We start from the raw sequence: 21970 nt of genomic DNA on the forward strand, positions 1-21970 counted from the left end.
GGTGCTTTTTTTAGCGCTATACCTTTTCAATTCAAAGTTAGTCTAAAGGCTTAACTACGTTTGGCTTTTAAGAAGCTCTTTGCCATCCATCCAAAAGATAAAGCCAACATGAGATAATGGATGAATAAGGTAAAGCTGATAGCAAGCAGCCAGACCCAAGCGGGTAATTGCGTTAGCGCCATTTGAATAAAGGCTTGGGTTTCAGGGAATATTAAGAGACAAATGACTGTAGCAACGACACTGATGAGAACCGAAGCTAAAATACAGCTCCAAATCAAAGTTCGCTTTTCTAACTTATTTGGCACTCGCTGATGGTCTTTAACAAAGCTAGATGCTGCAGCAAGACCGCCCACGATGAGACAGGTAATAGATGAACCACCGGGTAAATCAAAGAAAGATTCGATGGCTGCGACAGCAACCATGGCGAGGGCATAAGCAATGCTAAATGTGATGATGTATTTTTTCATTATTTAATGTTCATGTTTTCGTTTTATAAAGAGCGAGTATAGCTTGCCCGAAGTTTCTTCACTCAATTTTAAGTTTCAGTGAAGGGTATTGATTCAAATTCTAACGGAATAAGTTAAAAAAATTTATAATTTTTTAGCGCAGTAGTCTGCATACCAACCGTAGGCAATATGAAATATCGTGCCATGAATGGCGACCATGCAGAGCATAACTACAGCAGTTAGCCCAATGCCTGCATTATCCACAGACTTCATAATGCTTTCGGCATTGGGATTCATCAGCACCAAGAACAGCACAAAAAAGCTACCAATGATGATTGCAACGGCACTGGAGCCCCAAACCAGTTGGATCTTTTCATGGTTGCTAGGCACACGTTGTTCTTTCTTTACAAAATGCCCAACGCTGATTAATGCACATGCCACCAATGTAGGAATTAATGTAATACCACCAAGATTTAATCCAAAAATTAATACGGTAATCAAAAGCACCAAGGCGATGCTATAAACAGCAGCAAAGTGTAGGAGATAGTGTTTCATTTAAGCCCCAAAACAAAAAATTAACGAGGTCGACGTTTATGTCGACGGTACAAAATCCAACTAATAATGATGACTGTGATCAGAATAATCACATGGCCAACTTTACTAAATATTTGCTGCATTAACTGCTGATTTTCACCTAAATAAAAACCCATACAAGCTAAAAAAGTGGTCCAAATAATCGTGCCTAAACCACTATAAAACATGAACTTCCAAAATGGCATGCGGCTCATTCCCGCAGGAATACTAATGAGAGAACGCACAGCTGGAATCATCCGGCCAAAAAATACAATGCGGTGACCGTATTGCTCAAACCATGCTAGAGATTTTTTTACATCTGCCGATTTGATAAATAAATACTTTCCATAGCGATCGACGAAGTGAAAGATGGATTCATGCTTAAATTTATAACCAATCCAATATAGCAATGCAGCCGCCAGTAAAGAGCCGACACAACCTGAAATAATGACACCAATGAGCAGTAGTTGACCTTGGGAGGCAGAATAGCCAGCCGAGGGCATAATGATTTCTGAGGGGATTGGGGGGAAGACATTGTCAAGGAACATGAGTAGGGCAATACCGAGATAACCCAATTGTTCCATGATTGAAATGATCCATTCAGTTAAAGTCATAGTAGCCAAGGCAGAGAAAAGGTGTATTTATCCTATGTTGAAAAGCGCAGTGGGTAAAGTTCAGTTTTAGATATTCCTGAAATCACCTAAGCAAAAACAATAAATATTGAGTTCATCTTGTATTAAGTAGCATGTAGGCTTAATTAGAAGGAACATGTATTAATGCGTGATGGCATTAAGCAATGCTGAATGATATAAGATTGAAGAATTGAAAGGCTTGGATCATAGTTTTTATAGTATTGAGTGTACGCTGTTCAGTTTGGATTTTATTTTTGATTTTTGGCGCTTTAGCAGCCTTAAAAATCGTTTTATGTACTGAACAGCGTAGGACAAAGTTGCAATAAGTAGCGTTGCAAGGTGCATAAATTAATCATCATGTTCCATATTTAACAGTGTGTGAATATAGACTTGGCGTAAGCTCAGAGATAAAGCAAATGGAATCACACAAAGTCCAAGAATGTTGAGCAGAGTGGGTTGTAAGTGCAATGTATAAGCAATAAATAAGGCAAAAATTGCACCAATGCATGTAGCAATACTGACTATCAAAATATGCGACTGTTGGTTAAGGAGGTGTTTTAATTCTCCTACACTTTCTTTTACACGGGGAGCGGGTAAAGCAAGGCGCCTTGAGGTTGCAATTGGAGAGTTGATTAATTTTGGCATAATGCTTTCCTTTTCAATTATCTATAATGATTTTCTCGGATCAATTGATCAGAATAAGCATAAATGCGCGAACTGATTCTCGTAAATAACCAGATATAGTTATTTTGTCAAAAAAATTAAGTCACTGTTGAGAATGCGTAAAAAAAGCCCTAAAAATAGGGCTTTTATTTATATATCGTTACAACAAATTTTCCTTAGAGGCGCTTACGTTTTGCTGCCACAATTTGTGATTGACGCATACGGAAGCCAGCTTTTTGTTGTTCCGTGGTTTTGTCGATACAGTATTTGCATGATACGCCATGTTCGTAGCTCGGAAGTTCAACTTCAGCAGGAGCCAGTGGCCAACCGCATGCGTGACATTTGATATTTTCGCCTTCTTCCATACCGTGAGTGACAGCAGTACGACCGTCAAATACGAAACATTCACCTTCCCACATGCTGTCGGAAGCAGGGGTTTCTTCTAAATATTTTAAGATACCGCCTTTAAGGTGATAAACCTCATTAAAGCCTTCTTGAAGTAAAAGTGAGGTTGATTTTTCACAGCGAATACCGCCTGTACAGAACATGGCAATTTTCTTATCTTTATGCTGCTCAAGCTCTTTTTTCACGTATTCAGGGAATTCACGGAAAGTCTCAGTTTTCGGGTCAATCGCACCCTTAAATGTACCTGCTTTGTACTCATAGTCGTTACGTGTATCAATTAGGATTACGTCATCACGTGTAATTAGTTCATTCCATTCTTTAGGATCAAGATAGTGACCGACTAAATCACGTGGTTTCACTTCCACACCTAAAGTCACGATTTCTTTTTTCAGTTTGATCTTCATTTTACGGAATGGTTTATCCGCGCTATGCGATTCTTTGTATTCCATCGCATTGAAGCCTTCATTGAGAAGGAATTGATGGATGATATCTACAGATTTACGGTCACCGGCAACCGTACCGTTAATACCTTCACCTGCCACAATTAGAGTACCGCAAAGGTTGATGGTTTTTACCAAGTCTAAAAGACGTTGTTGAAGATCAGCAGGATCTTGAACTTCTTTGAATTGATAAAGTGCGGCAACAACCCAACCAGAGGTCGCTTGCTGTTCTACAGGTGCAAGCTGTTCTACAGTAGCGTTCATGGAGTACTCCAAGTGAATAAACAGGATAAAAATTAAGGCGCACATTCTACCGTGATTTGGATGAATAAGCGAGTAAAGCGATGGCTTTTAACCACACATTTGATCATAGCTTCATTTCAGTAGTTTTAGCGTGTATAGTCATGCCGAGTTGTTTTTATCCCATAAATATTGATTGAATGGAGCCGGTTTTGAGTACTGATCGTCGAATTGCCTCGTTAACCCCATGTGCAGGGCGTTGTTCTACGGTATTTGGTGATTCAGTCTGTCGTGGTTGCCGCCGCTTTAATCATGAAGTCATAAAATGGAATACTTATACGGCAGAGCAACACACGGCCATTTGGTGTCGTTTAGATGCACAGTTAGATCAAATTTTAATACCGATGTTGCCGCAAGCAGATATCATCCATGTCGAAGGCTTTGTCTTGTCTAAGCGAGTTCGCTTGCGTCCAGATGCAAGCAAAGGCCGTAAACTGTATCACGCACTCAAGCTCTGCGAAAAAAACCGTCATTTCACAGATGAAAGTGGACTCGGGATACATTACAAACAGGTACGACCGTTGTGGGATGAATTTGAGCGTCGCGTTTTGGCACTCGCCACAGCCAGCTATGATTTGGCATTTTTAAGAGCAGATGCCATTCGCTTGCATTTATTGCAAAACATGGATGAAGAGGACTAAGTCCTCTTTTTTTATTTATGAAATTTATCGTGATGTAAAAAAAATAAGTGAAGGAATCTCAGCGTGAATTATTCGGAGTACTTTTTATATTGTGTGGCAGTCATCGTGATGATTGCAACGCCTGGACCTGTCATGCTGTTGGTCGCAAGTGCAGGCTTACAAGGCGGCTATAAAAAGGCATTTCAAACCATTGTCGGGACGAATTTTGCTTCACTGATTTTGATCGTACTGTCGGTGTGTATTTTAAAAGGCATTTTAAATGTGAATGCGCACTGGCTCGATGGCATTAAAATACTGGGTTGTATATATATTGCTTATATTGGGTTTGATATTTTAAAAGAAGTGATGACACAGCCCACTGAGCAATCTCTGCAGTTAAAAGCAGCACAAGGGGGCTTTAAGCAAGGACTGATCGTGGGGATTTCAAATCCTAAGGATATTATTTTCTTTGCTTCATTTTTTCCGCAGTTTGTAGGAATTACTCCTCATCTTGATCTGAGTTTAATTGTGTTGACCCTCAGTTGGATCGTTTTAGATTTTGCGACCTTGTCTTTGGTGTATTTATCTTTTCATCGATTGTCGAAATCTCGCTGGTATAAAAAATTGTTGGCCCTGTGTGGGTTGATTTTAGTGGTGGTTGCCATCTATGGCATCTATAGCACATTCACGGCTTAATTCTTAACTTGAAATGTGCAGTAAAAAATAAAAAGGCTGATTCAATCAGCCTTTTTATGAACGTGTAGAGCTTTAATTTATTCGAACTAGAGATTGTGCTGTAAGCGATATTGCACAATTTCGTCAATGGTGAGTACAGTCAAATGATGGGTTTGTGCATACGCTAAAACTTGTACGCCATTCGCCATCGTACCGTCTGGGTTGGTTAATTCACACAAAACACCTGCAGGTTTTAAACCGGCTAGACGGGCCAAATCAATAGTCCCTTCAGTATGTCCACGACGGGTCAATACGCCGCCTTCACGCGCACGTAAAGGAAAAACATGACCCGGACGGTTTAAGTCAGCAGCAACAGCACCATCTTTAATTGCGGCTTTGACTGTAGTTGTTCGGTCTTTTGCAGAAACTCCAGTAGTAACACCTTCCGCCGCTTCAATGGTGACGGTAAAGGCAGTTTTAAAATGGCTAGAGTTATCAGACACCATGGGTGGAAGTTCTAAATGATTAGCCTGAGCATCGGTTAAACACAGGCAGACAATCCCTGAACCGTCACGAATCATACGTGCCATGGTTTCTACAGTGAGTGTTTCTGCAGCAACAATCAGGTCGGCTTCATTTTCACGGTCAAAATCGTCCATGACTAAAACAGGCTTGCCATGACGAATGTCTTCTAAGGCTTGCAGCATGCGCTGTTCTGCAGGTGGAAGGGCAGAAAAGAAAATTTCGGGTTGAATTAAACTAGACATTGAAACGCTCGCGTAAATTTTAGATACGGTTGAACATTTCAGGACATGTGAAATAGTGGCGTTACGATATATATTGAAAATGATCAATGATATAGAGATGTGACGTCGTCTTCTTTCATCCGGACTATACCGTCGGCTCAGGTATTGCACCTGATCTGCGAATCGCGTTTAAACGATTGGCTCGTGGGCTTTTTGCAGGGCTTTCAACCCAGCAAATTTACCACCGGTGGGGAATTTCACCCCGCCCTGAAGCGATGTGTCTTGAGTATAGACCTGTTTGAGTGATGATGGGGGATTATTGCTTAGAATCATTTGCAAAATTTTAGATAAGTAAAGTTATAAGATTGGATTTGTAAGCATTTATATAAAGTGTGTCAAAGCATGCTATCGTGCCGATAAATCAACCATGATTGCATAATGATAAAAAATGACCGCTCCTCAGCATTCTCAGCAGCAGAATATAAAGCTGCATCATTCACAGTTAGATCAAGAGTTTTCAACAGATCTGTTCCAAGATGTACAGGTCATTCGGTATCTGCAAGTGATCGGTGTTGCACTGATAGCAGCCAGTTTCGTGTATTTGATCGCGGCAAACTGGTTGATGTTGCCAAAATTCATTCAATTGGCAATTCCAATGTTGCTGTTGGTACTGAGTGCTGTGACGAGTGTATATTTTGTAAGGCATGCTTGGATTCAGCAAAGCTTAGATGCTTTAAGTGCTTTGTTGCTTGGATTGAGTTTGGCTGTGATTGGGCAGGCCTATCAAACAGGTGCAGACAGTTATCTGTTATTTTTGGTCTGGGCTTTGCTGCTTTTACCTTGGTTATCTCGACCGAATATTGGAGTCTTTGCGTTACTGTGTTTGATCAGTCAATTGGCATTATTTTTATATTTTAAACAAAGCTATTTAATCGTTGATCATTCATGGTGGTATTTACTTTGTATGAATATATTGACGGCAATATGTGTGACCTTGTGTTTGAAATATTATGCTGCACTGCGCTTTGTATTTATTGCATTCATTACATTAATGTCGATGTATTGCATGTTTTTATACTGCGGAAATGGGGCAGATCAGTATCAATGGCAATATTTAATTTTTGCATTGTTGCTTCCAATTTATCTGATTATCTATTTTTATCGACAACAGCGTGCATTAGAAACCAGTTTACAAGCCGCGGGTCTTGCCGCGAGTTTCAGTATTTTGATTTTCCAATGGGCAGAACATATTTTATCAGATTCGATTGCAGGATTGCTGGTTTTTGCTTTGCTGATATTTGCTTGGTTTGCGGTGATCAGTTGGGCACTGATGAAATTTCTGCCACAGACTAAATTTGCGGTTATTCCTTTAGCGATTGGGGCATGGTTGGCAGGCATTATTTTATCGAGCTTATTGCTGACCTATTGGATGGCGTTTTCGATCGTCATGGGCTTAGTTTTTGTAGCTGTGGCTTGGTGGTTGATTCGACGAGCTAAAAGTATCTTTAGTCGCCAATTTGCTTACTGCTTATGGGTATGTGGCCAATCTGCGGTCTTCATACATACAGAGAGCTTAACCAATAGCATTTCGTTTATTTTAGTGTTGCAAATTGGCGTTATATTGCTCTGTTTGTTTAGTCGAATGCATTGGTTTATTGTTTTTATTCAACTCATTGCAGGATACGGCCTTGCAGTGGCCACACTATTTGATGCCGATCTTTTTATGAGCGATGAACATGTCATCTTAGCTGTGACTGGATTGAATTATATTCTACTGATTTTCTTGCTCGGGAGTGCAACAGCTTGGTTGCACTCGATGTATCGAAAAAGCATTGTGTTATGGATGTTATGCATCGTATTGGCGGGTGTGGTGTTGCAGACGTTGTCAAATAACATTCTACAGTTTGAACAGACCCAAAATGGTGTTCTTGACCTGTTTGTCGGTTATCTGTTGCCTGTAGTTTGGCTTGGCCTTTACATCGCAAATCAGAAAAAAAAGGCGGGGAGCGAAAAATGGCTGTTACTGCTATTGGGTCTTGTGCTGATTGTGATGGGTTATTTTGAAATTTTCTTATTATTGGTTTTATTGGCATGGGCGCAGGTCTATCAGCAATCAGTGGTTAAAGCGTTTAGCATCATGTTGATTATTTTTAGCTTATGGATGCTGTATTACAATTTAGGTCTGAGTTTTTTATTAAAAAGTTTAACGATTTTGATCTCTGGCCTTTTGCTGCTTGGCATTACCAAGATGTTATCTACGATACAGCATAAACAAGGGGGAGATGTGTGATGACCATACTTAATAAAAAAATACTTCCTGTTGGTTTGGCTGTACTCAGTATTCTTATATTCGTACTGATGATTGCACGTCATGAATGGCATCTGGCAAACAGTCAGAGTATTTATGTAAAGTTGCAACCTGTCGATCCGCGCTCTTTGATTCAAGGGGATTATATGGCCTTGAATTATCAGCTCTATTTTGGTGGTCAGCCTTCTGAAGAGCAATCTGCCAATAGGCAGACATCCAAAGTGAACGATGCTGAAAATTTACACCGTGACTATTTTGTCGATCAAAAAAGTATTGTGAGTTATGTGCAGCTTGATGCACAGCGTAGAGTGATTCGAACCAGTTTCAACCCAGAGTTGTTAGCGCAGTATCCAAGCTCATCTACAAAACTGGTGCTCAAAAATCCTGACAATAGATTTGAGGGTTTATATCCCGCTGCGAGAAGCTTTTTATTTGCTGAAGGCTTGGAGTCGTGCTATCGCGATGCGCAATATGCAGAGCTAAAGGTACAAGAAAATGGTCAGCCTTTGTTGGTGGGTTTGGTCGGAGAGCATTTACAGCCCTTTGATTGTAAACAAAACCAAGCATGGTGGAAGGGCCCGAGAGCAGGGTAGATAAATTGAGCTGTTGAGTTGTATGTAGTGATATGCGTCTAATACTGAATTTTTGCAGTCAATAATGCATAGTTCAGCCATAAAAAAGCCCGCAAATTTTGCGGGCTTTTTAGAATCTTTAAATGCTTTAACTTATGCAACTTGAACTGGAATACAGTTCGCTGTGTGGTTCACCGTGTTGTTTGGGTTCGCATAGACTAAGCGTGGCTTATGTGCATTTGCTTCAGCTTCTGTGAAATCACCAAAAGTTGCGATAATCAACAAGTCGCCAATATCTGCTTGGTGAGCAGCACCGCCATTTACAGAGATAATGCCAGAACCTTCTTCACCACGAATGGCATAAGTGGTAAAACGCTTACCATTAGTCACGTTCCACATATGAATTTCTTCATATTCACGGATACCGGCTAAATCTAGAAGAATACCGTCAATTGCACAAGAACCTTCATAATGTAATTCTGCTTGTGTAACGACGCAACGGTGGATTTTAGCTTTTAATAAACGAGATAGCATGGCTAGCGTCTCCTTGGTAGACCTAAGATCGTATCTTGTGGTGGAACAATCTCTTGAATGCTGGGTGAGCAGTCAAATGCAAGCGCATTTTGCTCTGAAATCATTCAGATGGCAATAAGTATTGTTCAACAATTTGTGGAATTGTCAGTTCTATTTGTAAGCATTGATCTGGTTCATGGCTTGCTGAATCTCACCACTTACCAACAATTTAGTACGTGATAAGGCATGTGCAATTGCATCATCCATTAAACCTTGTTCACTACTTGGTGCTTTACCTAAAACATGGCCTGAGACACGTTCTTTAGAACCAGGATGACCAATACCAATACGTAAACGATGGAAATTTGGACCAATATGCGGGACGATATCGCGTAAACCATTATGACCACCATGACCACCGCCCGTTTTCAGGCGAATGACACCCGGGTTCATATCGAGTTCATCGTGTGCGATAAGCATTGCTTCAGGAGCAATTTGATAGAATTTGGCGAAGGGAACAACACTTTGACCTGAGAGGTTCATAAAGGTTGTGGGTAACAGCAGACGAACGTCTTGACCTTCGATATTACCACGACCACTGATGCCTTTATATTTAGGATCAGCTTTAAGTTGGATGCCATATTGTTCTGCAAGGCGTTCTACAAACCAGAAGCCTGCATTATGGCGGGTTTGGGCATACTCAGAACCTGGGTTACCCAAACCAACAATCAGTGAAAGTTTGCTCACTCATTTACACCATTTAACACTTATGCGCGTTTGAAGTCAGCGTGCATAGGAGTGTTTTTAGCTGGGTGACGTTGTAAAGCTTGGATTTTAACGCTTTCAGCTTTACCGTCGATGTTGATTTCAACAACTTCTTCAAAGAACGCGTTGCTTTCTAAAGCTTTAACAAGTTCGCGAAGTTCTAAAGTAACTGCTACAGGTTCAGCTGCACCACCGTAGATGATTGCTGGTACTTTATTTTGAAGACGAAGGCGGCGGCTCGAACCTTTCCCTTGTACTGCTTCTTCACGTGCTACTGCATTTAATACGAAGTTTGCCATGATAGACATTCCTATTTAAGTTTAATTGACTAGACCTTCGACCAGTCTAGTGATAGAAAGCCCCACCAAAAGGCAGGGCTTTTAAATTTAGCGCTATATTATAGATAAGAATCGAACATTGCGCTAATAGATTCTTCGTTGTTAATACGACGAATTGTTTCAGCAACCATACTTGCAACTGAAACTTGGCGAATCTTACCAAGAGCTTGAGCTTCTTCTGAAAGCGGAATGGTGTCTGTTACAACCAATTCGTCAATCACAGAGTTTTTCAAGTTTTCTAAAGCTTTACCAGAAAGTACTGGGTGAGTTGCGTAAGCAACAACTTTGCGGGCACCAAAAGTTTTTAGTGCGTCAGCAGCTTTACACAATGTACCTGCTGTATCCACCATATCATCAACGATGACACAGTCACGGCCTTTAACGTCACCGATCAAGTGCATTACTTGAGATTCATTCGCTTTTTGACGGCGTTTGTCGATGATCGCAAGATCGATATCACCCATTTGCTTAGCAACAGCACGCGCACGTACTACACCACCAACGTCAGGAGAAACAACCATTAAGTTGTCGTGTGACTGTTGACGAAGATCTGCTAAAAGCGCAGGAGTACCGTAGATGTTGTCTACAGGAATATCGAAGAAACCTTGGATTTGGTCAGCATGAAGGTCGATCATGACAACGCGGTCAATACCAACAGTTGTGAGCATATCTGCAACAACTTTTGCTGTAATTGGCACACGGCTTGAACGTGGACGACGATCTTGACGAGCATAACCAAAGTAAGGAATGACAGCAGTGATACGACCAGCACTTGCACGACGCAAAGCATCAGCCATAACTAAGATTTCCATAAGGTTATCGTTAGTTGGGGCACAAGTTGGTTGTACGATGAATACGTCTTTACCACGAACATTTTCAGTAATTTCGACAGCGATTTCACCGTCAGAAAATTGACCTACAGATGCAGCACCTAGAGGGATGTGAAGGTGGCTAACGACTTTTTGGGCGAATTGTGGATGTGCAGATCCACTAAAAACGACAAGATTGGGCATGAAGCACCCTTGGCGGTTGGCAAATTGGAGAATTAGATGGCAGGGGCGGCTGGATTCGAACCAACGGATGCCGAGATCAAAACCCGGTGCCTTACCACTTGGCGACGCCCCTAATGCGGCAGAACTTTAATATTTTTACAGTATTTTGTCAAGTTGAAACAACAAAGATACTGCAAATTATGCTCTGTCTTTTTTGAAGTAAATGGCAGGGGCGGCTGGATTCGAACCAACGGATGCCGAGATCAAAACCCGGTGCCTTACCACTTGGCGACGCCCCTAAATTGATGAAATAGCGAATAAAGTAAATGGCAGGGGCGGCTGGATTCGAACCAACGGATGCCGAGATCAAAACCCGGTGCCTTACCACTTGGCGACGCCCCTAATACTTTACAGCAATTACATCTACAGGTGAAAAATGATGGCAGGGGCGGCTGGATTCGAACCAACGGATGCCGAGATCAAAACCCGGTGCCTTACCACTTGGCGACGCCCCTATATCAAACTTCAAAATGACGTAATGGTGATTCTTGCAAACTGCGAACCAAGTAAGATTTACATGGTGCATTTTTCAATATGTCATCAATATTCATATTTTCAGTCACTTCAGTAAATACACAAGCACCTGTACCTGTAAGCTTTGCTGTACCGAACTGATCTAAGTACCGCATTGCTTCATCGACTTCGGGATATAAGCTTCGTGCCACAGGCTCAAAGTTATTTCCAAAATCAGATGGCGTTTCCTGATAGCCGCAAAATTTAGTGGGCTTTGAGTCTCTTGTCAACGTTTTTTGTGAAAAAAGCAGTTGAGTGCTGATAAAACAGTCAGGTTTCAGCACAATGTACTGTTTTTGAGCTAAATCTATGAATGTTAAGTGTTCACCGATGCCTTCAGCCCATGCATTTAGACCATGTACAAACACGGGAACATCTGCCCCAAGTTGTAAGCCGAGCTCTGCAAGTTGTTCGGTATTTAGACCGCATTTCCATAGTTGATTAAGCACGATTAGGGTGGTGGCTGCATTGGATGAACCACCACCGAGCCCTGCACCCATCGGAATATTTTTTTCAATGTGGATTTTTTGTGCAGTCAGCGTTTTGGCAAATGGTTTGAGTATTTGAGCAGCACGATAAATTAAATTTTGTTCAAGATTGACGCTGTTTAAGCCCTCAATTTGAATAAAATCTTCATCAGCAGAATTTGCACGTGGATGAAATTCCATCCAATCCGATAAATCGATGAGCTGAAAAATCGTTTGTAATTCATGATATCCATTAGGACGTCGGCCAGTAATGTGCAAAAACAAATTGAGTTTTGCAGGAGAAGGTACACGAATCATGGAAGTCATAGCTCAGCTTTTAGGCAAATTAACGATTTTGAATCACCATTGTAATACGGTTTTCCTGACCGGATTCAAGTGCTTGTTTTAAAATTAACTTGTTCGGTACCGTTGCAGTTTCATTATAACTCAGGTCAACCGTCCAACCATCTTCAATAATCTGTTGTGGACGCTGCGCAGTATCGCGTTGAATTTTTGCTTGTGTGGTTGCAGGGCGCGCCTGTACCCAGTCGACGAGGTGGGTAATGGGAGCTTGCCAACCGGTAGCACGTTCGAGTAATTCTTCTGGTGTTGCTGCTTCAATCAAACCGGTTTTTGCACTATTGAGTTGAACTTGACCGGGTTTACCGCTGATTTGAGTTTTTCCAACACCTAATATGCCACTCAGTTCGATATCATATTCATTGCGGTCTTGAACCCAAGTAAAAAAAGCACTTCCTGACTGTTGTGGCGTGCGCACACCAATCTTACCTTGTAAGTTGAATTGATTTGCAGCGACTTCTTCAGGGCTCGGTTGAGCGGGTGTTTTAACGTATTGCTGACAACCGGTAAAAAATAAAGCGCAGCAGGTCAGGGCAGATACCCCAAATTTTGAAGATACTTGCATAAACTCTTTCTAACTCTTTTTCATGGGTTGGGGTAACAATAACGAATGTAGTTGCTCTAATTGCGGATCATTCGGATGTTTTTGTTGGAGTTGTTGTAACAACGCGTCAAATTTATTCATATCACCTTGCATGAAGACTGATCGTGCGTAGCGAATGCCAATTTTTAAACTATTACTCAGTTCATACGCTTTGGCCAAAACAGATGCAGATGTACTAAAATCATTTTGCAAATAACAAATATAACCGAACGTATCTAAGATTGAAGCTTGCTCAGGAGCATATTCTAAGGCATGTTCGACGTATTTTCGGGCTTCATCTAAGCGTCTATTTTGTACCGCCAAGGTATAGGCATATGCATTTAAATAGGTCGGGCTATTGGGTTCAATTTCAAGTAATTGTTTTAGTAATTGGTCGAGTCTATCTTTATCTTGATGGGCGTCGAGCAGTAGAACTTCGGCATAAATGAGCTCAGGATCTTCGGGTAAGTTTTTTACCGCTTCATCAAGCAAACGAACTGCTGCTTTTTTATTGTTCATGCGTTTTAAAATATCTGCCTGAGCAAGATATAAAAAACTGGCATGTTGAGGATAATTAACCCGCTCTTGGGTTAAAAAACGCAGCGCATCATGCAGCTTATTTTGCCGGCTAAAAATGCTGATCATATTGCGCCGTGAAACCGTATAAAGGCTGCCATCTACAAGGCGATAATAGGCTTTTGCCGTTTCATAATGCTGTTTGCGTTCAGCATTTACTGCGAGATAGTAATACGCTTCATTTTGGTATTTGCTCGAATAACGTAACTCCACCAAATACTTTTCGGCTTTTTCATAAAGCTCTAAGTCAATACTGGTCAAACCTGCCATAAATAGCGGTTCTTCAGCAGATGGCCATTTCTTTAGTATATCTTCGAGTTTTTCTAGACCTAATTCTGACTGATTGATTTTAATTAAATATTTTGATTCTGCTAAGCGAACTTCCATATTGTTGCGGTGTTTACGGCTTGATTTTTCGAACCATTTTAAGGTTTCTTCTTCATCACCTAAAGACATAAGTAAATTGGCTTTCATTAAAATATAGCCAGTCACTTTAGGTCGTTTTTTTAGTGCTAAATTAATCGTGTCTAAGGCATCGGCAAAGGCGCCATTCTGAGCTTGTAAACCTGCGACTAAGACCAAAATAGAAGGGTTGGTTTTTTCCTTGCTGGCGGTCAGTGCTTGAATCAGATAAGCACGATCTTCCTCTGATTCAGGGGAAATACCCGCCAATATTTGTTCTAAATCTGCATTTGGGTCAATGGTTAAAATTTTATCAAGTGTTTCGGCGGCAAGCTCATATTCATGGGCTTTCAGGGCAATATGTGATAAATAAAATAATGCCGGGACATCTTCAGGTTCTTGGACGACCCAATGTGTGGCAATGTCTAAGGCTGCTTGTAGATCATTTTGTTCAATAGCAACGTTTAAAGCACGTTGTTTGACCATGGTGGATTTACTTTTGATTGCAAGCACGGTGTAGTTATGAAGCGCGGTTGGAATGTCGTTATAAGCTAAGGCAAATTCCGCAATCATACTTTGTTTAATTGCATCATATCCTGAATTTGCATGGTAAACTTCTCCCACGGCCCGAATTGGGGCAGTAGAAGCCATGCTACCGACAAGTAAGAATGTGGTAGAATACTGCTTTATTGTCTGGCCGTTCAGTCGGCTATTTGTTAGACGCAATTTTTCTTGATCCAAGTAATGCTTTTTATGACATCGATGTTGCACAATAGCATAAATTTAGCGAAATGATGATCTGATATGTCTTTCTTTGCATTGGGTGTCAACCATCAAACCGCTTCTGTAGAGCTGCGTGAACAGATTGCATTTAACCCTGAAAAGTTAACTGCACTGCTTGAACAGCAAAGCCATACGCCTGAACTCAATGACATGGTGGTGGTGTCTACATGTAATCGTACCGAAGTCTATGCGATGTCTGAAAATGCAGACGTGGTATTGAATTGGCTCGCCCAATCAAATGGTATCGATGTAAAGCAATTGTCAAATCATGTGTATCGTTATGAAAATGCACAAGCGGTGACACACCTCATGCGTGTGGCTAGCGGCTTGGATTCGCTCATGCTTGGTGAGCCTCAAATTTTAGGTCAAGTCAAAACGGCTTTGTCCTTAGCCAAAGATGCCGAAACCGTTTCCCCAAATTTAAACCGTATTTTTGAATATGCCTTTTATGCGGCAAAACGTGTGCGTTCTGAAACAGCCGTTGGAAGTCATGCGGTGTCGATGGGCTATGCTGTTGCTCAGCTCGCTTTACAGGTCTTTAGTCAGCCTGAAAAATTGACGGTGATGATTGTTGCTGCTGGTGAAATGAATAGCTTGGTTGCAAAGCATTTGGCCGAAATGGGTGTGGGCAGAATTATTATCTGTAACCGTACACGTGCCCGTGCCGAAGCTTTATCGCAAGAGATTGCTCATCGTGTAGAAGTTGAAATTATTGATTTTGCAGATTTGGCAGACAATTTACATCGTGCAGATGTAATTTCAAGTTGTACCGGAAGCTTGCATCAAGTGATTTATTTTGCGGATGTCAAAGCAGCACTGAAAAAACGTCGTTATAAACAAATGCTATTGGTTGATTTGGCTGTACCACGAGATATTGAAGCCAAAGTTGAAAGTCTAGATGGCGTTTATTTATATGGTGTCGATGACCTGCAAACTGTCATTGAAGAAAATTTGGCTCAGCGTCGTCAGGCGGCAGTTGAAGCCGAAGTCATGGTCAATCAGCTTGCGACAGATTTAATCACGCAGCAAAAAGTGAATTTGGCTGGCTCGACGATTCATGCATACCGTGAACATGGTGAGTCATTGCGTCAAGAAGAACTGGCTTTGGCGCTGAATCGTCTACAAAAGGGCGAAGATGCTGCGAAGATTATGCAAGAAATGTCACATCGTTTAACCCAAAAGTTGCTGCATCCAACTTCTATCGTGCTGCGAAATGCAGCAATGGCGGAAGACCCTGCTTATTTTGAAATGTTAGAACAAAATTTAGTTAATGTGGCTGAAAATCGCCGTAAACCAAAAAAATAAATAAGCTGATTCATTGAATAGCATGTCGTTCACAGCTTGAACTTGAAGTTAAAACTTAATCTTCAAGGAGGGTGAGCGATCTTTTTTTATCAATATCATAAATACGTTGTTTTAAATTACGCATTTCAGCAAGGCTAGAAAACTTATTCGACTTGATCTTGAGTTGTAAGAATTGATATTGCAATTTTGTCGATAAATCTGCTGCAAGTTTATCTGCCTGTTCAGGTGATGACGTATAGTCACTGATATTGGCATGCTCTAAAATATGTTGTAATTCATGATGATGCGCTGCACATGCACCGAGTACATAATAGGTCGATAACTCTGGGTCATCAGGCAATTCATCAAAAATCACATTGAAAATATTTAAAACGTGATAAAGCAAGAGATCTTGTGAAACTAAGGCGCGTAAAGGCTCAAAATGAATGTAGAGATAAGGATGATTGATCAAAATCGCAATCACATATTCTTCGGCATCAATTTTTGTACTAAAGCTCAATGATGCATCATTATTGACTTGAGGCTGCCACTTTCGGCTAAACCCTAATTTTTCACGGAAATATTGCTGTAGCAAATAACGATATGAACCACCTTTCGGCAACAGTTCAGTCAGTTGTCTCAGTTCGCCCATCACCTGACTTTTACCTTCAGGCGAAGCAACATTATGATTTTGCGTTAAATGTGCAAAAACAAACTCAGAAAGTAGCGGTGAGGTGTGCAGTAAACGTCGAAAATTTTCAATACCTTCACGGCGGATCAGTGAATCTGGGTCGTGGTCATTTGGCAAAACAAAGAATTTAAGTTCACGTCCATCATTCAGTAATGGCAGTGCAATTTCGAGCGTACGACGAGCTGCTTTTTGACCTGCGGCATCACCATCAAATGCAATAGTAATACGGCTATTTTGCTTAAATAAAATGTTTAAATGTTCAGTATTACTGGCAGTCCCTAAAGTCGCTACAGCGCCATGAATGCCATATTGCTGTAGGGCAATGACATCCATATAACCTTCGACCATTAACCAATCTTGGGCTTTTTGTTTACGGCCTTCATATAAACCATAAAGTAACTGGTTTTTATGGAAAACTTCAGAGTCAGGGGAGTTGATGTACTTCGGTTTGATTTCATCATTTAGGGCACGACCACCAAAACCGACCACGCGACCTTTCGCATCTCGAATCGGGAAAATCACTCGCTCACGCAGTAAGTCAAAGTCACGACCACTATCACTGGTGCGAATCAAACCGAGAAGTTTGAGTCCTTCGATATCTTGTGGAAAGGCTTTTTCCAGATGTTGCCAATCTTCAGGGGCATAGCCTAAACGCCAATAGGCGATGGTGTCTGCACTGAGACCCCGTTGTTTAAAATAAGCTTGCCCAATTGGACTGAGCGGAAGTTGTTGCTCATAAAACTGTGCGACATTTTCCAGCAAGTCATATAAGTTTCCGTCTTGCGGCACATCTTCAAAACCATTGGCAACTTGGTCAAAGTGAGCAAACGGATCGTTCCCATAAAAGGCATCTTCGTTATTTTGAAACTCAGCAAATGGGTCGTGTTCGAAATTTACTGCAGCAGGATTTGTGTCGGTTTCGCCTGTTTTGGGTGGCAGAGCTTTTGCTTCGATTGGAGGTTTTTGTACAGGTTTGGGTTTAGATTCGCGTTTATATTTGAGTTTATTGGAATCGTTATTGTCTTTCGGTAGTTCAATACCCGTTTGGCTAGATAAATCCTTCATTACTTCGATGAAGTTACGGCTACCAATATCCATTAAAAAACGAATGGCATTACCATTGGCCTGACAACCAAAGCAGTGAAAATATTGTTTATCACGATAGACATGGAAAGATGGCGATTTTTCCTGATGGAATGGGCAGCATCCTGAGTAGGTGCGTCCAGTCTTTTTCAATTTCACAAATTGACCAATCACATCGACAATATCGGTGCGATCTAAAATTTGATCAATTGTATGTTGAGGAATGGCCATGCTGTTTTATCTGTCTATCTATTGAATTTGGGCAGTTCGTGAAATATGTTGAAATCAGCAATGCTGTAAGTTCAGGTGGAGATGCAGTACAGCATCGTCCATCGAACTATTGTATACCTTTTAATCTAACCGAATCTGTAGATCCTGAAAAGATAAAAGGGCAAGTATTCTAACTTGCCCTTTGTGAAAAATCGACCTTCGTTGCGACTATATTATTCAGCTGATTCTGACGACTCAGTTTTTTCGCTATGAGGACGATCCAATAAGCCAAAGCTTAAACGATTGGTTAAACTGCGTTTTTCTTCATCGGTTTCAACTACGTCTGTAGAGGTTTGCTCAGACATCGTCTGTGCTTCTTTACCGAAAATACCTAAGGTTGCACGGTTAAGGAAGCTGCCTTCACTACGTGCAGCACGCATATTGACTGTACCGTCTGACTTCACAAGTTTTGGATAGTTCAGTTTAAGTACTTCAATGTATTGCTGAGACGTGGTTTTATCACCAAGTTTGTCATAACCATAGGCTACAGTCGCTAGAGCTTCTGGAACTTGTGGCGCTTGCGGATAATGTTCGATCACCCAAAGTGAACGTTCAACAGCAGCTAACCATGCTTTACGCTTCACATTAAAACGTGCCGCATTCATTTCGCTTTCAGCCAATTCTTGACTGATGAACTTCATACGTTGTGCGGCATCGACTGCATATTCACTCGATGGATAGCGACGAATAAAGTCGACAAAGTTTTGATAAGCCACTTTGAGATAGCTCACATCACGATGCGATTGCTTTAAAGAAGTATAGCGAAGCAAACCATTGTAGTTTTGCTCCATGTTTGAAACACCACGCACGTAGTACGCATAATCAACTTGCGGATGTTGTGGGTTCATACGAATAAAACGGTCTGCAAGTGCAATCGCACCTTCATAGTCTTTTTGCTGAAACTTTACATACAATAGTTCAAGTTGTGCTTGCTGCGCATAGTTACCTGTAGGGTAGTAGGTCTCTAGAGCTTCAAGGTGTTTTGCTGCATCTGTATATTGGTTACGTTCAAGCGCTTTTTGTGCTTTTTCGATATAAATCTGTTCGCTTGATTGTGGACCTGTGTCGACCACTTCTTTCTTTGGATTACTGCTACAGCCTACCATTGCCGATGCAATGCCTATTGTTAGAGCAAGCATTGTCATTTTATATTTTGGTAGCGACATAAAAATTCCTCTGTTAATACGGGCAATGAGCTACAATTGAACTATTAAACCACTTTTGTCTGAATGAGCAAATGAGTCAAGCACAATCTTCCAATTCTAATTTCCCTGAAACTGATTTCAATTTACTTGAAGATTCTGAGGATGCAGATAACCATACTTCAGACTCAACTGCAACACGTTTATCGTTGCAATTTCAATTGGATGAAAGCTATTTAGGACAACGTATTGATCAGGTTTCAGCACTGGTTTGGACTGATTTTTCTCGCGAAAAGCTAAAACAGTGGCTCAAAGAGGGCCATTTGTTGGTCAATGGTAACACTGTGAAACCAAAGTACAAATGCGAAGGCACAGAGTTACTGACTTTAGACGTCGAGTTAGAAGCACAAACACGTAGCTTACCTGAAGATATTCCACTCAATATTGTCTATGAAGATGACGATATTATGGTGATTAATAAACCTGTCGGTATGGTTGTTCATCCGGGCGCTGGAAACAGTACAGGGACATTGGTGAATGCAATTTTGCATCACTACCCAAAATCTTCAGAGTTGACCCGTGCAGGTTTGGTGCATCGTATTGATAAAGACACCTCAGGTCTGTTGGTAGTTGCGAAAAACCTCGAATCCCAATTTTCTTTAAGTAAGCAATTGGCGAAGAAATCGGTTTACCGTATTTACGATTTGATCGTATATGGCAACATTATTGCCGGCGGTACAGTGGATGAGCCGATTAAACGTCATCCTGTTGATCGCATTAAAATGGCAGTCTTGCCGGGCGGTAAAGATGCGGTGACTCACTATAATGTGAAAGAACGTTTCCAAAACTTTACCCGCGTTCAAGCACGTCTAGAAACGGGTCGTACCCATCAAATTCGTGTGCATTTTACTTATATCGGTCATGGTCTCGTTGGCGATCAAGTGTATGTACCACGTGTACGTATGCCTGCAGGCGCGTCGATGTTATTAGATGACACTTTACGTGGCTTTAAACGTCAAGCGTTACATGCAGTTAAATTGGGTCTCGTTCATCCACGTACAGGTGAAGACATGATGTTTGAAGCACCATGGCCTGAAGACTTTAACCAATTGGTTGAAGTTTTACGTAGCGAAAACAAAGCTTATTAAGTTTTAAACTGATTTACACGCCATAGATAGAAAAGGACGGCAACATGCAATTTGTTCAGGGACTTCCACAGGGTGTTTTTGTGGGACAAACTCGAGTTCATCATGATCAGACGCAACCCGCTGAACAACCTGAACTGGCAGGATTTAATCTGGCATTGCATGTGGGAGATGATGCAGCGCGTGTGCAAAAGCACCGGATGCAATTGCTCAAAGACTTTGCTAAATATGGCGTGAATAAAATCAGCTGGATGAACCAAACGCACAGTACGCTATGCCATCGCATTGATGAACAGATCAACTTTGTTGCACCCGAAGGCGATGGTATGGTCACGCAGTCTAAACACCATGCCCTGATGATGATGACCGCAGATTGCTTACCCGTGGTTTTGGGTAATGCTGACGGGACTGAAGTTGCTAATCTGCATGCAGGTTGGAAGGGCTTGGCAAATGGTATTGTGGAAAACACTATTGCAGTCATGTACACTCAGCCAACATGGGCTTGGTTGGGGGCAGCTATTTGCCAAGAGAGTTTTGAAATTGGCGCAGAAGTCAAAGCTGCCTTTTGTTCCAAATATCCAGAACTTGAAAGTGCATTTAAAGCTGGTGTAAAGGATGGCAAATATTATGCTGACCTTTATGCGATAGCGCGTTATATTCTTGCATTACATGGGGTTAAAGCTGTAACAGGTGGCGACCAATGTACCTTTTTGCAAGCTGAAGAATATTTTTCTTATCGCCGCGAAGCGAAAACAGGGCGCATGGCAACATTCGTCTTTATGCTTTGAAAATGCTAAACTTGACTGAATCTATCGACTTTTAAATGTTATGTCTTTGACTGCTAAATCTCTTGCTGTTGTTTACCACAGTCCCTACGGGCACACTGCCAAAGTGGCGAATTTCATTGTACAAGGTGCAGAAAAAGCCGGTGTAAAAGTCCATCTCATGAATGTAGAGCATGTGGATTGGGATGTATTGGACAGTGCAGATGCCATCGTTTTTGGATGCCCAACCTATATGGGCAGTATGAGTGCGGCTATGAAATTATTCATGGAGCAATCATCTAAACGTTGGTTAGCACGGACATGGCAAGGCAAGTTAGCCGCAGGTTTTACCAATGGTGGCGGCTTAAGTGGAGATAAATTGGCGGTATTACAGCAAATCAATTTATTTGCCATGCAGCACGGCATGTTGTGGAGCGGTCTTCCATTGATGCCAACTGGACGAAGCACAACAGATTTAAATCGGATGTCGAGCTTTTTAGGTTTAATGACACAATCGGATAATGCGCCTGTTGAAGTCACGCCACCTGCGGGTGATTTAGAAACTGCCATTTGGTTTGGTGAATATCTGGGGCTGTTGTTAAATAAAGTTAATTAATTTGTAAATAAATCGTTTGAACTATCATTTATAAATCTTTGAAAACCCTAGTGATGGAAATGTTACTGGGGTTTTTATTGGCCTAAAATTCGTGGAAATTGGCATTTTGTATAATATATAGCTAAATACCAAATAAATCATTACAGTAATCTTTAAATAATTTATCAATATCTTTAACTCTAAACTTAGTTCGAATCGCCTTGACTCGTGACCACATATTTTCTATTGGATTTAAATCTGGAC

At 41.2% G+C, this 21970-nt stretch carries 23 protein-coding genes, 4 tRNA genes and 1 riboswitch; of the genes, 8 read left to right on the plus strand and 19 right to left on the minus strand.

Features of this window, described 5'->3' with window-relative positions; genetic code table 11:
- Positions 1–50 precede the first annotated feature (50 nt).
- From FTU83_RS08885 to FTU83_RS08905, 5 genes are all read right to left on the minus strand, one after another.
- The gene (locus FTU83_RS08885; RefSeq protein WP_180089143.1) at positions 51–467 is read right to left on the minus strand and encodes an ABZJ_00895 family protein; all 417 of its coding nucleotides are present in this window, start codon (positions 465–467) and stop codon (positions 51–53) included.
- Positions 468–590: 123 nt separating this feature from the next.
- Positions 591–1001 (minus strand): ABZJ_00895 family protein, encoded by a 411-nt coding sequence (locus FTU83_RS08890; protein WP_078192189.1) that lies wholly within the window; start codon positions 999–1001, stop codon positions 591–593.
- A gap of 20 nt (positions 1002–1021) precedes the next feature.
- The gene (locus FTU83_RS08895) at positions 1022–1633 is read right to left on the minus strand and encodes a DedA family protein (RefSeq protein ID WP_168378111.1); all 612 of its coding nucleotides are present in this window, start codon (positions 1631–1633) and stop codon (positions 1022–1024) included.
- A gap of 366 nt (positions 1634–1999) precedes the next feature.
- Positions 2000–2296, minus strand: coding sequence for a hypothetical protein (locus FTU83_RS08900; protein WP_180106141.1), 297 nt, complete (start codon positions 2294–2296; stop codon positions 2000–2002).
- A gap of 194 nt (positions 2297–2490) precedes the next feature.
- Positions 2491–3423, minus strand: a complete 933-nt coding sequence (locus FTU83_RS08905; protein WP_180025801.1) for a rhodanese-related sulfurtransferase — start codon at positions 3421–3423, stop codon at positions 2491–2493.
- A gap of 188 nt (positions 3424–3611) precedes the next feature.
- Between FTU83_RS08905 and FTU83_RS08910 the strand changes: the two genes are divergently transcribed.
- Together FTU83_RS08910 and FTU83_RS08915 are read left to right on the plus strand one after the other, a co-directional pair.
- Positions 3612–4100 carry a DUF1289 domain-containing protein gene (locus FTU83_RS08910; RefSeq protein ID WP_168378110.1) on the plus strand — a complete coding sequence of 163 codons (489 nt, stop codon included), beginning with the start codon at positions 3612–3614 and terminating at the stop codon, positions 4098–4100.
- Positions 4101–4163: 63 nt separating this feature from the next.
- On the plus strand, positions 4164–4775 hold the full coding sequence (locus FTU83_RS08915) for a LysE family translocator (protein WP_180106142.1): 612 nt from the start codon (positions 4164–4166) through the stop codon (positions 4773–4775).
- 86 nt (positions 4776–4861) lie between these two features.
- On the opposite strand, the gene ribB is transcribed toward FTU83_RS08915, so the two are convergent.
- Positions 4862–5521, minus strand: coding sequence for a 3,4-dihydroxy-2-butanone-4-phosphate synthase (ribB, locus tag FTU83_RS08920; protein ID WP_180106143.1), 660 nt, complete (start codon positions 5519–5521; stop codon positions 4862–4864).
- Between the two features lie 103 nt (positions 5522–5624).
- Positions 5625–5778, minus strand: a riboswitch (FMN riboswitch).
- Positions 5779–5948: 170 nt separating this feature from the next.
- On the opposite strand from ribB, the gene FTU83_RS08925 reads away from it, so the two are divergent.
- The gene (locus FTU83_RS08925; RefSeq protein WP_180106144.1) at positions 5949–7790 is read left to right on the plus strand and encodes a DUF2157 domain-containing protein; all 1842 of its coding nucleotides are present in this window, start codon (positions 5949–5951) and stop codon (positions 7788–7790) included.
- The gene (locus tag FTU83_RS08930; protein ID WP_180106145.1) at positions 7790–8401 is read left to right on the plus strand and encodes a GDYXXLXY domain-containing protein; all 612 of its coding nucleotides are present in this window, start codon (positions 7790–7792) and stop codon (positions 8399–8401) included. Before FTU83_RS08925 ends, FTU83_RS08930 begins: the two co-directional genes overlap by 1 nt.
- A 132-nt stretch (positions 8402–8533) precedes the next feature.
- Here the strand turns inward: FTU83_RS08930 and panD are convergent, their stop codons facing one another.
- From panD to FTU83_RS08985, 11 genes are all read right to left on the minus strand, one after another.
- Positions 8534–8914 (minus strand): aspartate 1-decarboxylase, encoded by a 381-nt coding sequence (gene panD / locus FTU83_RS08935; RefSeq protein ID WP_078191363.1) that lies wholly within the window; start codon positions 8912–8914, stop codon positions 8534–8536.
- 150 nt (positions 8915–9064) lie between these two features.
- The gene (gene pth / locus FTU83_RS08940) at positions 9065–9640 is read right to left on the minus strand and encodes an aminoacyl-tRNA hydrolase (protein WP_168378106.1); all 576 of its coding nucleotides are present in this window, start codon (positions 9638–9640) and stop codon (positions 9065–9067) included.
- A 20-nt stretch (positions 9641–9660) separates the two neighbouring features.
- Positions 9661–9957, minus strand: coding sequence for a 50S ribosomal protein L25 (rplY, locus tag FTU83_RS08945; RefSeq protein ID WP_168378105.1), 297 nt, complete (start codon positions 9955–9957; stop codon positions 9661–9663).
- A gap of 98 nt (positions 9958–10055) precedes the next feature.
- Positions 10056–11009, minus strand: a complete 954-nt coding sequence (locus FTU83_RS08950; protein WP_078191360.1) for a ribose-phosphate pyrophosphokinase — start codon at positions 11007–11009, stop codon at positions 10056–10058.
- Positions 11010–11046: 37 nt separating this feature from the next.
- Positions 11047–11121: transfer RNA gene (locus tag FTU83_RS08955), tRNA-Gln, on the minus strand.
- A gap of 91 nt (positions 11122–11212) precedes the next feature.
- Positions 11213–11287 (minus strand) — tRNA-Gln (locus tag FTU83_RS08960).
- A 28-nt stretch (positions 11288–11315) separates the two neighbouring features.
- A tRNA-Gln gene (locus FTU83_RS08965) sits at positions 11316–11390 on the minus strand.
- Between the two features lie 38 nt (positions 11391–11428).
- Positions 11429–11503 (minus strand) — tRNA-Gln (locus tag FTU83_RS08970).
- 3 nt (positions 11504–11506) lie between these two features.
- Positions 11507–12346 (minus strand): 4-(cytidine 5'-diphospho)-2-C-methyl-D-erythritol kinase, encoded by an 840-nt coding sequence (ispE, locus tag FTU83_RS08975; RefSeq protein ID WP_180106171.1) that lies wholly within the window; start codon positions 12344–12346, stop codon positions 11507–11509.
- Positions 12347–12374: 28 nt separating this feature from the next.
- The gene (gene lolB / locus FTU83_RS08980; protein ID WP_180106153.1) at positions 12375–12953 is read right to left on the minus strand and encodes a lipoprotein insertase outer membrane protein LolB; all 579 of its coding nucleotides are present in this window, start codon (positions 12951–12953) and stop codon (positions 12375–12377) included.
- Between the two features lie 9 nt (positions 12954–12962).
- Positions 12963–14675 carry a hypothetical protein gene (locus tag FTU83_RS08985; protein WP_180106155.1) on the minus strand — a complete coding sequence of 571 codons (1713 nt, stop codon included), beginning with the start codon at positions 14673–14675 and terminating at the stop codon, positions 12963–12965.
- Positions 14676–14753: 78 nt separating this feature from the next.
- On the opposite strand from FTU83_RS08985, the gene hemA reads away from it, so the two are divergent.
- A complete protein-coding gene (hemA, locus tag FTU83_RS08990; RefSeq protein ID WP_180106157.1) occupies positions 14754–16037 on the plus strand; it encodes a glutamyl-tRNA reductase in 1284 nt (427 codons plus the stop codon).
- 55 nt (positions 16038–16092) lie between these two features.
- Here hemA and FTU83_RS08995 read toward each other — a convergent pair whose 3' ends face one another.
- The gene (locus FTU83_RS08995; RefSeq protein ID WP_180106159.1) at positions 16093–18021 is read right to left on the minus strand and encodes a DNA primase; all 1929 of its coding nucleotides are present in this window, start codon (positions 18019–18021) and stop codon (positions 16093–16095) included.
- Between the two features lie 212 nt (positions 18022–18233).
- Entirely contained in the window at positions 18234–19226 is a 993-nt protein-coding gene (locus FTU83_RS09000; RefSeq protein WP_180106161.1) for an outer membrane protein assembly factor BamD, read from the minus strand.
- A 71-nt stretch (positions 19227–19297) separates the two neighbouring features.
- Between FTU83_RS09000 and rluD the strand changes: the two genes are divergently transcribed.
- The 3 genes from rluD to FTU83_RS09015 are packed head-to-tail and all read left to right on the plus strand — an operon-like array spanning position 19298 to position 21727.
- Positions 19298–20350 (plus strand): 23S rRNA pseudouridine(1911/1915/1917) synthase RluD, encoded by a 1053-nt coding sequence (rluD, locus tag FTU83_RS09005; protein WP_078191355.1) that lies wholly within the window; start codon positions 19298–19300, stop codon positions 20348–20350.
- Between the two features lie 44 nt (positions 20351–20394).
- Positions 20395–21135 (plus strand): peptidoglycan editing factor PgeF, encoded by a 741-nt coding sequence (pgeF, locus tag FTU83_RS09010; protein ID WP_180106163.1) that lies wholly within the window; start codon positions 20395–20397, stop codon positions 21133–21135.
- A gap of 40 nt (positions 21136–21175) precedes the next feature.
- Positions 21176–21727 carry a flavodoxin family protein gene (locus FTU83_RS09015; protein ID WP_180048747.1) on the plus strand — a complete coding sequence of 184 codons (552 nt, stop codon included), beginning with the start codon at positions 21176–21178 and terminating at the stop codon, positions 21725–21727.
- Positions 21728–21970 lie beyond the last annotated feature (243 nt).

This window comes from Acinetobacter sp. YH12152 (genome assembly GCF_013418285.1).
GTDB classification, from domain to species: domain Bacteria; phylum Pseudomonadota; class Gammaproteobacteria; order Pseudomonadales; family Moraxellaceae; genus Acinetobacter; species Acinetobacter amyesii.